The sequence below is a fragment of the Streptomyces sp. NPDC041122 genome, assembly GCF_055592445.1.
Genome location: NZ_JBVIYQ010000001.1, coordinates 1,435,982 through 1,448,127, shown reverse-complemented (window position 1 = coordinate 1,448,127; position 12,146 = coordinate 1,435,982). Strand labels below are relative to the sequence as shown.

13 protein-coding genes and 1 rRNA gene are annotated in these 12,146 nt (G+C 71.3%); 11 read left to right on the top strand and 3 right to left on the bottom strand.

The genetic code is table 11. From position 1 onward, the window contains the following. The 10 genes from rrf to ACZ6B8_RS06405 form a co-directional block, all read left to right on the top strand. Positions 1-80, top strand: a 5S ribosomal RNA gene (gene rrf, locus ACZ6B8_RS06450); the annotation flags it as partial. 86 nt (positions 81-166) lie between these two features. Further along, positions 167-811, top strand: coding sequence for an HAD family hydrolase (locus ACZ6B8_RS06445; protein ID WP_471083985.1), 645 nt, complete (start codon positions 167-169; stop codon positions 809-811). Between the two features lie 141 nt (positions 812-952). Further along, the gene (locus ACZ6B8_RS06440; protein WP_471083988.1) at positions 953-1,705 is read left to right on the top strand and encodes a VC0807 family protein; all 753 of its coding nucleotides are present in this window, start codon (positions 953-955) and stop codon (positions 1,703-1,705) included. A gap of 57 nt (positions 1,706-1,762) precedes the next feature. Then, positions 1,763-2,977, top strand: coding sequence for an MFS transporter (locus ACZ6B8_RS06435; protein ID WP_471606431.1), 1,215 nt, complete (start codon positions 1,763-1,765; stop codon positions 2,975-2,977). Continuing rightward, positions 2,928-4,103 (top strand): acetoin utilization protein AcuC, encoded by a 1,176-nt coding sequence (locus ACZ6B8_RS06430; protein ID WP_471606430.1) that lies wholly within the window; start codon positions 2,928-2,930, stop codon positions 4,101-4,103. Before ACZ6B8_RS06435 ends, ACZ6B8_RS06430 begins: the two co-directional genes overlap by 50 nt. A gap of 127 nt (positions 4,104-4,230) precedes the next feature. Continuing rightward, positions 4,231-5,046 (top strand): phosphatase, encoded by an 816-nt coding sequence (locus ACZ6B8_RS06425; RefSeq protein WP_471083994.1) that lies wholly within the window; start codon positions 4,231-4,233, stop codon positions 5,044-5,046. A gap of 132 nt (positions 5,047-5,178) precedes the next feature. Further along, on the top strand, positions 5,179-5,388 hold the full coding sequence (locus ACZ6B8_RS06420; RefSeq protein ID WP_471083996.1) for a helix-turn-helix domain-containing protein: 210 nt from the start codon (positions 5,179-5,181) through the stop codon (positions 5,386-5,388). Between the two features lie 146 nt (positions 5,389-5,534). Then, entirely contained in the window at positions 5,535-5,633 is a 99-nt protein-coding gene (locus tag ACZ6B8_RS06415) for a 30S ribosomal protein bS22 (RefSeq protein WP_003948845.1), read from the top strand. 174 nt (positions 5,634-5,807) lie between these two features. Beyond that, complete coding sequence (locus ACZ6B8_RS06410) at positions 5,808-6,866, top strand: NAD-dependent epimerase/dehydratase family protein (protein WP_471083998.1); 1,059 nt, start codon at positions 5,808-5,810, stop codon at positions 6,864-6,866. Between the two features lie 14 nt (positions 6,867-6,880). Next, the gene (locus tag ACZ6B8_RS06405; RefSeq protein WP_471084000.1) at positions 6,881-7,936 is read left to right on the top strand and encodes a lysophospholipid acyltransferase family protein; all 1,056 of its coding nucleotides are present in this window, start codon (positions 6,881-6,883) and stop codon (positions 7,934-7,936) included. A gap of 70 nt (positions 7,937-8,006) precedes the next feature. Here the strand turns inward: ACZ6B8_RS06405 and ACZ6B8_RS06400 are convergent, their stop codons facing one another. The 3 genes from ACZ6B8_RS06400 to ACZ6B8_RS06390 form a co-directional block, all read right to left on the bottom strand. Beyond that, positions 8,007-9,269 (bottom strand): DUF5667 domain-containing protein, encoded by a 1,263-nt coding sequence (locus ACZ6B8_RS06400; protein ID WP_471084003.1) that lies wholly within the window; start codon positions 9,267-9,269, stop codon positions 8,007-8,009. Between the two features lie 290 nt (positions 9,270-9,559). After that, positions 9,560-10,354, bottom strand: coding sequence for an ECF subfamily RNA polymerase sigma factor, BldN family (locus ACZ6B8_RS06395; protein ID WP_355820073.1), 795 nt, complete (start codon positions 10,352-10,354; stop codon positions 9,560-9,562). Positions 10,355-10,727: 373 nt separating this feature from the next. Next, on the bottom strand, positions 10,728-11,681 hold the full coding sequence (locus ACZ6B8_RS06390) for an HAD family hydrolase (protein ID WP_471084008.1): 954 nt from the start codon (positions 11,679-11,681) through the stop codon (positions 10,728-10,730). Positions 11,682-11,774: 93 nt separating this feature from the next. On the opposite strand from ACZ6B8_RS06390, the gene ACZ6B8_RS06385 reads away from it, so the two are divergent. Beyond that, positions 11,775-12,074 carry a glutaredoxin family protein gene (locus ACZ6B8_RS06385; protein ID WP_471084011.1) on the top strand — a complete coding sequence of 100 codons (300 nt, stop codon included), beginning with the start codon at positions 11,775-11,777 and terminating at the stop codon, positions 12,072-12,074. Positions 12,075-12,146: the final 72 nt, after the last annotated feature.

The window sequence follows — 12,146 nt, the reverse complement described above, 5'->3', positions numbered from 1 at the left end:
TTCCGAACCCGGAAGCTAAGCCTCATAGCGCCGATGGTACTGCAGGGGGGACCCTGTGGGAGAGTAGGACGCCGCCGAACTCCTTTTAGTCGGGAGACCCCCGCACCTTATGGTGCGGGGGTTTTCTGCGTTCCGGGGGTGTGCGGCGACCGATTAGGGTCGGTATATGCGCTACGACCTGGTCATCTTCGACAATGACGGCGTCCTCGTGGACAGTGAGCCGATCTCCAACACCATCCTCTCGGGTTATTTGACCGAACTGGGTCATCCCACCACGTACGAGGAGTCCCTGCGCGATTACATGGGGGCCGCTGTCCACCGCGTACACGACCTCGTTCTCGAGCGGAGTGGGCGGCGGTTGCCGGCGGACTTCGACGACGTACTGCACGGGCGGGTGTTCGCCGCCTTCGAGCGGGAGCTGCAGCCCGTGCGCGGAGCCGTGGACGTGCTGGAGCGGCTGACCAAGGAAGGTGTGGCCTACTGCCTCGCCTCCTCCGGGAGCCATGAGCGGATCCGCGTCGGGCATCGGAAGGCCGGGCTCGACCCGTGGTTCGAGGAGGAGTGGATCTTCAGCTCCGAGGATGTCGGGCGGGGAAAGCCGGCGCCCGACCTCTTCCTCCACGCCGCCGCGAGCATGGGGGTCGCGCCCGAAAAGTGTGTCGTCGTGGAGGACAGCCCGCTGGGCGTGCAGGCCGCGGTCGCCGCCGGGATGGACGTCTACGGGTTCACCGGCATGACGCCCGCGGAGCGTCTCGCGGGGGCCACTGAACTCTTCGGGGACATGGGGGAGTTGGCTGACCTGCTCGTATGACGACGGCCTGGCCCAGGCCCTGACATTTGTCACCGCCAGGTGCGGACGATCGTTTCTGTCGGCCGGCGGGTGCCGGGAGCGAAGCTGAGGGTGTCGCGAAGGAACCGGACGCACGCCGCAGCCCGACGGAGGAACCTGATCATGAGCCAGCTCGCCACCGAGGTCAGCACCAAGGCCAGCACCGAGGTCCGCACCGAGATCAAGCCCTCTGCCGTCACCCCCGCCCCTGCCGTCGCCGGTGCCGGTGACGACGCGCGCACGGCCCGTATCGAGTCGCTGAAGCCGCTGGTGCTCGACGCGCTGGTGCCGACCGCCTCGTACTACCTGCTCAGCAAGGGGTTCGGGATGAGCACGCTGGCCGCGCTGGGCTGGAGCAGTGTGGTGCCGGCTGGGCGGACGGCGTGGGGGCTGGTCAAGGAGCGGCGGGTCAACGGGCTCGCGGCGCTGATCCTGACCGCCAACATCGTCGGGCTGCTGATGAGCCTGATCGCCGGTGATCCGCGGCTGATGCTCGCCAAGGACAGCGGGATCACCGCCACCGTGGGCATCGCCGTGCTGCTGTCGGTCGTGGCCGGGCGACCGCTGATGACCACCGCCCTCAAGCCCTGGGTGACCAAGGGGGATGCGGCCCGGAACGCGGCCTGGGAGCGGTTGACCGCGGTGCGGGGCCCGTTCGCACGGCTGGAGCGGACGTTCTCCGTGGTGTGGGGAGCGGCTCTCTTCGGCGAGGCGCTGCTGCGGGTCGTGGGGGCCTACACGCTGCCCGTCGACACCATGGTGTGGCTGGGCGGGGTGCTCGCGGCCGGGGTGATCACGGTGACGGCCGTCGCCGGTGGCCGCCTGGTCGTCGTGCCGATGGAGAAGCTGGTCGAGGAAGCCGTAGCCGGCCGCTGAAATTGGTTGAGTGATCCACCTACCCACGGGTAGTCCGGGGCCCTACGCTCTGCAGCCATGACCGATGAGCTGCGGCGCGGCAGGGCCTCGCTGGCGTTCGCCTTCCTGGTGCAGGGCGTGGCCTTCGCCCTGCTGGTGACGCGGATACCGGCGATCCAGGATCGCTACGGGATATCCGACGGGCTGCTGCCCGTCTTTCTCGCGGCGGTGCCGATCCTGGCCGGGGCCGGGAGCGTGGGCACCGAGCAGCTGGTGAAGCGGGTGCCGCCGAGTGCGGTGCTGCGGTGGTCCCAGCCGGTGGTGCTGCTCGCGCTCCTGGGCGTGGGCGCGGGGGACGCGCTGTGGCAGGCCGCCGTCGCGCTCGGGGCGTTCGGGCTCGCGGTGGGGGCGCTGGACGCGTCCATGAACATGCTCGGGGTGAGTCTTCAACAGGCCTACGGGCGCAGCATCATGCTCGGGTTTCACGCCGCGTACAGTCTCGGCGGGATCGTGGGCGCCTCGCTCGCCTGGGCGGGGGCGCACTGGGACCTCTCGCTCTTCGTCTCGTATCTGCCGGTCGTGGTGGTGCTCCTGCCGGCCGTGCTGGCCGGGAGCCGGTGGTACGCCGACGCGGTGGAGGAGCAGGGCGGGGCCGGGGCGCGGGGCGACGGCGGGGGTGTCGTCTTCACGGTGCTGTTGCCGCTCTGCCTGGTGATGACGTTCGCGTACATCGGTGACTCGACCGTCTCCAACTGGAGTGCCAAGTACCTTCAGGACGTGCTGGGGAGCTCCGAGGAGGTCTCGACGGTTCCGTACAACGTCTACATGGTGATGACGTTGGTGGGGCGCGGGCTCGGGGATCTGGGGGTGCGACGGTTCGGGGCCGCCGCGGTGGTGCGGGCCGGGTCGGTGGTGGCGGCGCTGGGGTTCGCGGTGGTGGCGGTGGCGCCCGGGGCCTGGGTGGGAATCGCGGGATTCACGGTGCTCGGTCTCGGATTGTGCGTGATTGTTCCGCAGACGTTCGCCGCGGCGGGAAGGCTGTTCCCCGGAGCTTCGGACGCGGCCGTCGCGCGGCTGAATGTCTTCAACTATGTGGGCTTCCTGATCGGTTCGCCGTTGGTGGGCGGGCTCGGGGACGCCTGGAACTACCGGGGTGCCATGGTCGTTCCTCTGGTGCTGGTCCTTCTGACCTTGCTGTACGCCCGTTCCTTCGCCCCGGGGGCGGACGGGTACGGTGACGGGCATGAGCGGCCGCGCACAGCTGATGTGGGACGAGGCAGTAACGGGCTATGACTTCGGCCCGGGTCACCCGATGGACCCGGTCCGGCTCGGGCTGACCCGAAGTCTGGTCGGCGCCTTCGGGCTCGACAGGGAGCTCGACGTGGTCGCGGCCAAGCGCGCCGGTGACTCGACGCTGCGCCTCGTGCACCGCGGGGACTACGTGGACGCGGTCAAGGCCGCCTCCGCCGACCCCGAGTCCGCCCGCGGGGAGTACGGGCTCGGCACGGAGGACGACCCGGCCTTCGCCGGGATGCACGACGTGTCGGCGCTGATCGCCGGGCAGTCCGTCGGCGCGGCCGAGGCGGTGTGGCGCGGGGACGCGCTGCACGCGGTGAACTTCGCGGGCGGGCTGCACCACGCCATGCCGGGGTCCGCCTCCGGGTTCTGCATCTACAACGACGCGGCGCTGGCCGTCGCGCGCCTGCTGGAGCTGGGCGCCGAGCGGGTCGCGTACGTCGACGTGGACGTGCACCACGGGGACGGGGTGCAGGCCGCCTTCTGGGAGGACCCCCGGGTCCTGACCGTCTCGCTCCACGAACATCCGCGCACGCTCTTCCCGCAGACCGGCTGGCCGGAGGAGACGGGGGCGGACGGCGCGGCCGAGGGGTCCGCCGTGAACGTCGCGCTGCCGGCCGGCACCGGAGACGCGGGGTGGGTGCGGGCCTTCCACGCCGTGGTGCCCGAGCTGCTCGCCGAGTTCCGGCCGCAGGTCCTGGTGACGCAGCACGGCGCCGACACGCACTTCGAGGACCCCCTCGCGCACCTCGCCGTCTCCCTCGACGCGCAGCGGGCCGTGCAGGTCGCCTGCCACGAGCTGGCCCACGAGCACGCGGACGGGCGGTGGGTGGCGCTGGGCGGCGGGGGATACGCGGTGGTGGACGTGGTGCCGCGGTCGTGGACGCACCTCGTGGGGATCGCCGCGGGGCGGCCCGTCGAGCCCACGGCGGCGGTGCCGGAGGCCTGGCGGCAGGAAGTCTTCGCGCGGACCCGGCAGTTGGCGCCCGGCCGCATGACGGACGGGCGGTGGCCGGTGGAGTGGCGGGGCTGGGAGTCGGGGTACGACCCCGCCGACCGGCTCGACCAGGCGGTGCGGGCCGCCCGGCGCGCGGCGTTCCCGCTGCGGGGGCTGTTGCCGTAGGGCGGCGGTGGGGCCGGTGCGCCGAACCCCCGGCCCGTGCCGCCGGATTATGGGCGCGTTAGCCCAACTGTGGGTGGTTTCCGTGCTTTTGAGGACGGGCGGCCCTCGATGCGCCAGCATCGGCTGCGTGTTGAGCACCGGCGCCCTGCGCGCGCATCTGTTGGCGGCCCGGCTGGCCGGGCCCGTGGCCACCTCCCGGGAGCAGAGCCTGCGCAGTTACCGGCTCTTCGCGGCCCGGGACCCGCGGCTCACCCTCGGGCTCGACCCCGAGCGGAGCTGGGGCGCCGGCGACCTGCTGCGCCTGATGGCGGACAAGTGCGGGGTCTGCCCCGACCCCCGGCTCACCACGGGGACCGACGTCATCGATCCGGAGCGGACGCTGGCGGCGCTCGACGCGTTCGCGGAACGGCTCGCGGCCGCGGCCCGGCGTAAGCTGCCGGTGCTCCTCGGGACCGGTCATCCGCACCGTTTGCTCGGGTTCTACGCCACGTTGGCGGACGCTTTGTCGGCGGCCGGATGCACTGTCCTCACCCCCGCGCAGGGCAGCAGTGTCGACATAACGACCCGGTTCGGCCTACGCACGTACAACCTTGACTACGTACAAGGAGTCGCGCTGGTGCGCGAACCCGGCGTGCGTCCCACCGGGTGTGAGCCCGGCGCACACACCCACTCACCCCTGCCGGTTCGGGCCGCTCTGGATGCCGCCGCGGAGGCCGGCGGACCGCTTCCCGGGTTGGTCGTCGGGGACCACGGATGGGTCTGCGGAGCAGGTCAGCTGGGGTTCGAGGCCATCGGTCTGGCGGATACGGATGATCCCGCGCTGTTCGTCGGAGAGGCCGAGGGGCAGGTGTCCGTCGTCGTTCCGCTTGATGACGCTGTGCGGTCTGATTACTACCGACCGCTTACTCGCTATGTACTCAATCGAGCGTGTCTGTCACAGTAGGCGGCCGATGGCTGCTCCTCTTCCCCACTCGCATCATCCGCCCCTAGTCTGGGGAGTGAGCGCATAGCGACGAAGAGTCACCGGAAGGGGAAGCCGGTGCCCGTCATATGCGGAAGGTTCAGGTGGGGTGTCATGGGTGCAGACCAGAGGCCGCTGAACGAGGTTCAGTTTCTGACCGTGGCGGAAGTCGCTTCGGTGATGCGAGTGTCCAAGATGACCGTGTACCGGCTGGTGCACAGCGGTCATCTGCCCGCCATCCGGGTCGGAAGGTCCTTCCGGGTCCCGGAGCAGGCGGTTCACGAGTACCTCCGCGAGTCCTACGTGGGGGTCGAAGCAGGCTGAGCGAGGGGCTCGCGGGCCCCTCGCGCAGGGGCCATGGCCCCTCGATTACGTCCCTCACGCCGGGACGGGTAGGCTAGGCCGACGTAGGTCGTGTGGGCCCAGTCTGCTGCCCCGCACCGAGTGAAGAGAAGTGAGCGAGGGTAGTCGTGGGCTCTGTTATCAAGAAGCGGCGTAAGCGGATGGCCAAGAAGAAGCACCGCAAGCTGCTGAAGCGCACTCGCGTTCAGCGTCGCAACAAGAAGTAAGCGCCGCTGTACCAGCGTGGACCGAAGCCCTCCCGTCATCCGGCGGGAGGGCTTCGGCGTTTTCGGGCCTTCTCCGGACGCACGGACATCACAGCGCAACGTCCACCCGCTAGCGTGGGCCGGGACGCAGCCGACGGTGGCGCGGCGAGGGTTGGGGAAAGGCAGGCGCTGATCTTGGGCAAGGTCGTGCTCGTGACCGGAGTGGCCCGGCAGCTGGGCGGACGGTTCGTCCGGCGCGTCCAGCGTGACCCCGACGTCGACCGGGTGATCGCCGTCGACGCGAGCCCGCCCGAACACCATCTCGGCGGCGCCTCCTTCGTCCGGGCCGACATCCGCCAGCCGACCATCGCCCGGGTGCTCGCCGAGCACGCCGTCGACACGGTCGTCCACATGGACGTCACGGCCACCGCCCTCGGCCGCGGCGGCCGGGGCAGCCGGGGCTCGGTCAAGGAGACCAACGTCATCGGCACCATGCAGCTCCTCGGCGCCTGCCAGAAGTCGCCGACGGTGCAGCGGCTCGTGGTGAAGTCGAGCACCAGCGTGTACGGCTCCGCGCCCAAGGACCCCGCGGTGTTCACCGAGACCACCCCGCCCAAGTCGCTGCCGAGCGGCGGCTTCGCCAAGGACGCCGTCGAGGTCGAGGGCTATGTGCGCGGCTTCGCGCGGCGCCGCCCCGACGTCGCGGTGTGCGTGCTGCGGTTCGCGAACATCCTCGGGCCCGCCGCGGACTCCCCGCTCGCCGAGTACTTCTCGCTGCCGGTCCTGCCGACCGTGTTCGGCTACGACCCCCGCCTGCAGTTCGTCCACGAGGACGACGCGGTCGAGGTGCTCCGCCTCGCCGCGCACGAGCCGGCGCGCGGCACCCTCAACAGCGGCACCTTCAACATCGCCGGCGACGGACAGCTGCTGCTCTCGCAGTGCTCGCGCCGGCTCGGCCGCCCCACCGTCCCCGTCCTCCTGCCGGCCGTCACCTGGGTCGGCTCGGCGCTGCGCACGGTCGGCATGACGGACTTCTCGCCCGAGCAGATCCGGCTGCTCACCCACGGCCGGGTCGTGGCGACCCGGCAGATGCGCGAGACACTGGGGTTCAGGCCGAAGTACACGACGGCGGAGGCCTTCGCGGACTTCGTACGCAGCCGGGGCCCAGGGCTGCTGCCGCCCAGTGCCCTTGCGGGGGCAGTCGACCGGATCGCCGCGCTGCCCCTCGCGGGCGGCCACCCGAGCGCCAACTGAGGAGAGCGTCAACGATGGCGGACGCCAAGGTCATTCCGTTCGACGACGACCGTTCGCGCGGGAGCGCGCAGCGCGCGGCGCGCCGCAGGTCCGCGCCCCGGCGCCCGGGCGATCCGGTAGCCGGGGTCAAGGCGCTGCCCGGTCAGCAGGACGGGCAGCAGGAGGGACCGCGGGCCGAGGAGGCGCGGCCGGCCGGCCCCGGGCCGGCCGGGGCCCCGGAGCCGCGCGGCGGCGGCTGGGACCGGCGCATCGCGGGCGGCCTGGCCTTCCTGCGGCGCCGGCTGACCGGTGAGTACGAGGTCGACGACTTCGGGTACGACGAGGAGCTCACCGACCAGGTCCTGATGTCGCTGCTCCGCCCCTTCTACGAGAAGTACTTCCGGGTGGAGGTGAAGGGCATCGAGAACATCCCCGCCGACGGCGGGGCGCTGATCGTCGCCAACCACTCCGGGACGCTGCCGCTGGACGGCCTGATGATGCAGGTCGCGGTGCACGACAACCATCCGCAGGGCCGGCATCTGCGCCTCCTCGCCGCCGACCTGGTCTTCATGCTGCCGGTGATCAACGAACTGGCCCGCAAGGCCGGGCACACCCTGGCCTGCGCCGAGGATGCCGAGCGGCTCCTGGAGCGGGGTGAGCTGGTCGGGGTGATGCCGGAGGGCTTCAAGGGCATCGGCAAGCCGTTCAGCGAGCGCTACAAGCTCCAGCGGTTCGGCCGCGGCGGCTTCGTCTCGACGGCGCTGCGGACCGGCTCCCCGATCGTGCCCTGCTCGATCGTCGGGGCGGAGGAGATCTACCCGATGATCGGCAACGCCAGGACGGTGGCGCGGGTGCTCGGCATCCCGTACTTCCCGATCACGCCGACGTTCCCGTGGCTGGGGCCGCTGGGCGCGGTGCCGCTGCCGACGAAGTGGACGATCCAGTTCGGCGAGCCCATCCCGACGGACGGCTACCCGCCGGAGGCGGCGGAGGACCCGATGCTGATGTTCAACCTGACGGACCAGGTGCGGGAGCAGATCCAGCACTCGCTGTACAAGCTGCTGGTGCAGCGGCGGTCGGTGTTCTTCTAGGTCTTCCCGGCACACGTGATCGGGGCGCCCTCCCCGCCAGGAGGGCGCCCCGATCACGTACGGACGAGGACTACGGGACGTCCTCGCTGTCCACGCCCAACTCCGGGAGCAGGTCGGGCAGGAGCGGGGGCAGGGTGACGTCCGGCTTGGCCGGGGAGTCGTCCTGACCGGGCTTGCTCTTGCCGTCCGCCGGGGCCGGGGTCGGCTTCTTCTCGGTGGGCGGGTCGAGGAGGCCGCCCGTGGTGCCGCCGAGGAGACCGTCGTCCTTGCTGTGCGAGGTGCTCGGCCGGGGCTTGCTGTCGTCGCTCGGGCCGCTGCCGTGCGAACTGCCGCCGCCCGAGGGGTGGGAGGTGCGCCCCTCGGATCTCTCGGTGCCGCTGGGGTGCTGCGGCGCCCGGCCGGTCTCGCCGCCCTTCTGCGGGGTGCGGGGCAGCAGGGAGCGCAGCGGGTCGACCTCTTCGTCTATGGCGTCGAAGACGTCGTTCACCTGCGCGCCCACGTCGCCCAGCTGGACGGGGAGGCGGCCCTGGAGGTCGCTCCACGCCTCGCGGTGCGACCGGGAGAACGCGGAGAGCGCCTGGATGGGGCCGAGGGAGCCGTCGCGTTCGTACGCCTCCAGGAGCAGGCGGTGGCCCTCCGTGGCGTCGTGCCGCATGCCGGAGAGGGCACGCCTGACCTCTCCGAGCGACTCGTGGTCCAGAGCGCCGGAGCGGCCCCGCTCCATGAGCCTGCGGGCCTCGTTCAGCCGGGTCGATGCGTGGTCGAGGTAGATCCGACCGCGGTCGGTGTCGTCGTCGGCCAGGCCCAGCTTGAAGTCCTCCATGCCGCGTTTGAGGCCGTAGAGCGAGTCGCCCGGCAGGGCGTCGCCGCTGGCCGCCGCGACCCCGCCGAAGGCGCCCGCGGCGACTCCGACGGTGAGGCCGCCCGCCGCGATGCCCTTGGACAGACGGGAGCGCGGCCGCAACTTCCGCAGGCTGCCCGCTCGGTGGGCACCCTTGCGGGATCGCTGTTCGGGGACCGACGGACTGGTGCCCTCCAGGATCATGGCTTCCATCGCGGCCACGAGCTGGGCGCGCTGGACGACCTTGACCTCGGGATCGAGGGCTGGCTTGGGCAGCGCGTCGAGACCGTCCGCCAGGGCCAGCATGCGGCCCTGTTCGGTCGGTTCACAACGGGCCGCGGTGGTTTCGGGGGACTCCACGGGTGCGGCCGCGGTCGCGGACGTGGGCGCGGAGTCCTCGGACTTCTCGGCCGCCGGGCCCTGGTCGGAATGCTCGTCCAGGGCCTGGGCGAAGGCGTTCGCCCGCCGGTGGGCCGATACGTTCGCGATCACTGGCGGCACCTCCTCTCGTCAAGACGGTCGACTCCCCAGGGGGTCCTGAGGGTTGCATGTACTGACCAATTCCACACGATCGAGTGAGCGGAGCCAGCCAGAGAGCGACCACAGGGAGCCTGCATCCCGCACAACGAGCGTCGCGGCACTTGGGTTACGGACGACAGATGATCGGACCGCGACAAGTCCGTGGCGACCATCTGGCCGCCACGGAAGGTGAGTTGGGGATCACGGAGCATGACGAGGGCTGTCTTCGGGGCTCGGGCGCCGTCGGTGCGGGCGGGGCGGGACTAACGGACGTCGTCGGGCAGGAGGCGCGCGAGGGTGCGCACCGCCCGGTACTGGAGGGTCTTGATCGCACCCTCGTTCTTGCCCATGACCCGCGCGGTCTCGGCGACGGAGAGGCCCTGCAGGAAGCGCAGGGTCACGCATTCCTGCTGCTGGGGGTTGAGGCGGCGGACGGCTTCGAGCAGTGCCGCGTTCGAGAGGGACTCCAGGACGGAGTCCTCCGGGCTGCGCTCGACCTCGTTGGCGTCGAGCATCTCGCCGGTGGTCACCTCGAGGCGGAAACGGCTCGATTTGAAGTGGTCGGCGACCAGGTTGCGGGCGATGGTGACCAGCCAGGCGCCGAAGTCGCGGCCCTGCCAGGTGAAGGTGCCGATGCGGCGCAGCGCGCGCAGAAAGGTCTCACTGGTGAGGTCCTCGGCGGTCGCCTTGCCGCCCACGCGGTAGTAGATGTAGCGGTAGACCGTGTCGCTGTACTGGTCGTAGAGGCGGCCGAAGGCGTCGGACTCGCCGGCCTGGGCGCGTTCGACGAGGTCCATCATGCGCGCGCTGTCGCTGTCCGCGGCGGGACGGCGGGGGGTGGGGGCAGAGGTGGCGGCGGCGGCGCCGGAACGGGCCCGTCTGCTGACTGCCGCACCGCCGTTCGCCAGGGCATAGCACGGCCCGGCGGGTGCGGGGACGGCGAGGGCGGGGACGGCGGGGACGGCGTACGCGGTGGGGACGAAGCCGCGCAAGCGGTCGATGACCGTTGCGCGCAGCGTAGCCAGGCCCGAGGCGTCAACCCCGACGTGTGGGTACACGGGACTCCCAGAGGCAGAGCTTCCATCACGTGCAGTGCGGGACCGTTCACCCGTCGTAGCGACGTGTGGGGTCCCTAATGCGTCTGAGGAGAATAACGCTTCGTACAGGCAGCGCTACACCCAGTTGCTCAAATCATCGATTACGTCGCTTCTGTTACCGATTGACGCCCGGTCAAGTGCCGGAGAGTGACCGAATGGTGATCGATTGGGTTCACATTCCGTGTCGGCGTGAGGCGTGTTGTGGCCGAGTGCTACCGGCGTGACTGGCGGGAGGCGGCGCGGGGTAGGACCGACGGAATGCTCGGCCCGTGGGGCGCGGGACGAGTGGGGGCGAGGGGCCTGGGGGCGCGCGGGGGGCCGGTGGGCCGGCCGGTCAGTGGCGGCGGCGGTGCAGGGCGATGGCCGCGGCGGCGCCGCCCGCGAGCGCGCCGACACCGGCGGCGGCCGGGATGCCGACCTTGGCGGCCTTGCGGCCCGTGCGGTAGTCGCGCAGCCGCCAGTCCCGCTCCCGCGCGTGCTTGCGCAGTTTGGCGTCGGGGTTGATCGCGTACGGGTGCCCGACGAGCGAGAGCATCGGGATGTCGTTGTGCGAGTCGCTGTACGCGGCGCAGCGGCCGAGGTCCAGGCCCTCGGCGGCGGCCAGCGCGCGGACGGCCTCGGCCTTCGCGGGGCCGTGCAGGGGCTCGCCGACGAGCCTGCCGGTGTAGACGCCGCCGACGGACTCGGCGACGGTGCCGAGCGCGCCGGTCAGGCCGAGGCGGCGGGCGATGACCGTGGCGATCTCCACGGGGGCGGCGGTGACCAGCCAGACCTTCTGGCCCGCGTCCAGGTGGGCCTGGGCCAGGGCGCGGGTGCCGGGCCAGATGCGCTCGGCCATGTACTCGTCGTAGATCTCCTCGCCGATGGACATCAGCTCGGCGACGCGGTGGCCCTTGACGATGGACAGCGCGCTGTCGCGGGCGTCCTGCATGTGCTCGGGGTCCTCGACGCCGGCCAGCCTGAACCACGCCTGCTGCCAGGCGAACCGGACCAGTTCCTGGCGCTCGAAGAACTTCCGCTTGTACAGGCCGCGGCCGAAGTGGAAGATCGCGGCGCCCTGCATCACGGTGTTGTCGAGGTCGAAGAAGGCGGCGGCCTTGTCGTCGCCGACGACGGGGAACTCCGGTTCCGTCGGCTCCTCGTCGGCCGCGGTCCGTGCCGCCAGGCCTTCGAGCTCCTCCAGCTCCTGGGAGGACTTGCGCGCGGCCTCGGCCGAGGCCTCGCCTGCCAACACGCTCCGCGCCGTGGCGGAGCGCCTACGGGGGGTGAGCCATCCGAGAGCGGCCATGTCGTGAGCATAGCCAGTCTGTTGGGCGGTTCCGGAGTCGGGAGGATTCGGGCCGGTGAACTCTCCGCGTCCCGCGCGTCGAAGCGCGCGACAATGGGGGCCATGAGCCCGATTTTCCGCCGTGGCGGCGGTCGTACGGAGAAGAAGAGGCCGCAGGAGCGGCTGGTCACCCTGATCGGGAAGCCGGGGTGCCATCTGTGCGATGACGCACAGTCGGTGATCGAGAAGGTCTGCGGGGAGGTGGGTGCGCCCTGGGAGAAGAAGGACATCACGCAGGACGAGGAGCTGCACCGGGCCTACTGGGAGCAGATCCCGGTGGTGCTCGTGGACGGGGAGCAGCACACCTTCTGGCGCGTGGACGAGGGCCGGCTGCGGCGCGAGCTGGCCGGGTGAGCTCGCCCCCGTCCGTCGTACGGGAGGCGTCACCCGCCGCGCGTGAGGGCCGTCACCTACTGACCGACCAGT

Coding starts and splice junctions, on each gene's coding strand:
- ACZ6B8_RS06445 (WP_471083985.1), top strand. CDS start 167: ATGCGCTACGACCTGGTCATCTTCGACAATGACGGCGTCCTCGTGGAC.
- ACZ6B8_RS06440 (WP_471083988.1), top strand. CDS start 953: ATGAGCCAGCTCGCCACCGAGGTCAGCACCAAGGCCAGCACCGAGGTC.
- ACZ6B8_RS06435 (WP_471606431.1), top strand. CDS start 1,763: ATGACCGATGAGCTGCGGCGCGGCAGGGCCTCGCTGGCGTTCGCCTTC.
- ACZ6B8_RS06430 (WP_471606430.1), top strand. CDS start 2,928: ATGAGCGGCCGCGCACAGCTGATGTGGGACGAGGCAGTAACGGGCTAT.
- ACZ6B8_RS06420 (WP_471083996.1), top strand. CDS start 5,179: ATGGGTGCAGACCAGAGGCCGCTGAACGAGGTTCAGTTTCTGACCGTG.
- ACZ6B8_RS06405 (WP_471084000.1), top strand. CDS start 6,881: ATGGCGGACGCCAAGGTCATTCCGTTCGACGACGACCGTTCGCGCGGG.
- ACZ6B8_RS06390 (WP_471084008.1), bottom strand. CDS start 11,681: ATGGCCGCTCTCGGATGGCTCACCCCCCGTAGGCGCTCCGCCACGGCG.
- ACZ6B8_RS06385 (WP_471084011.1), top strand. CDS start 11,775: ATGGGGGCCATGAGCCCGATTTTCCGCCGTGGCGGCGGTCGTACGGAG.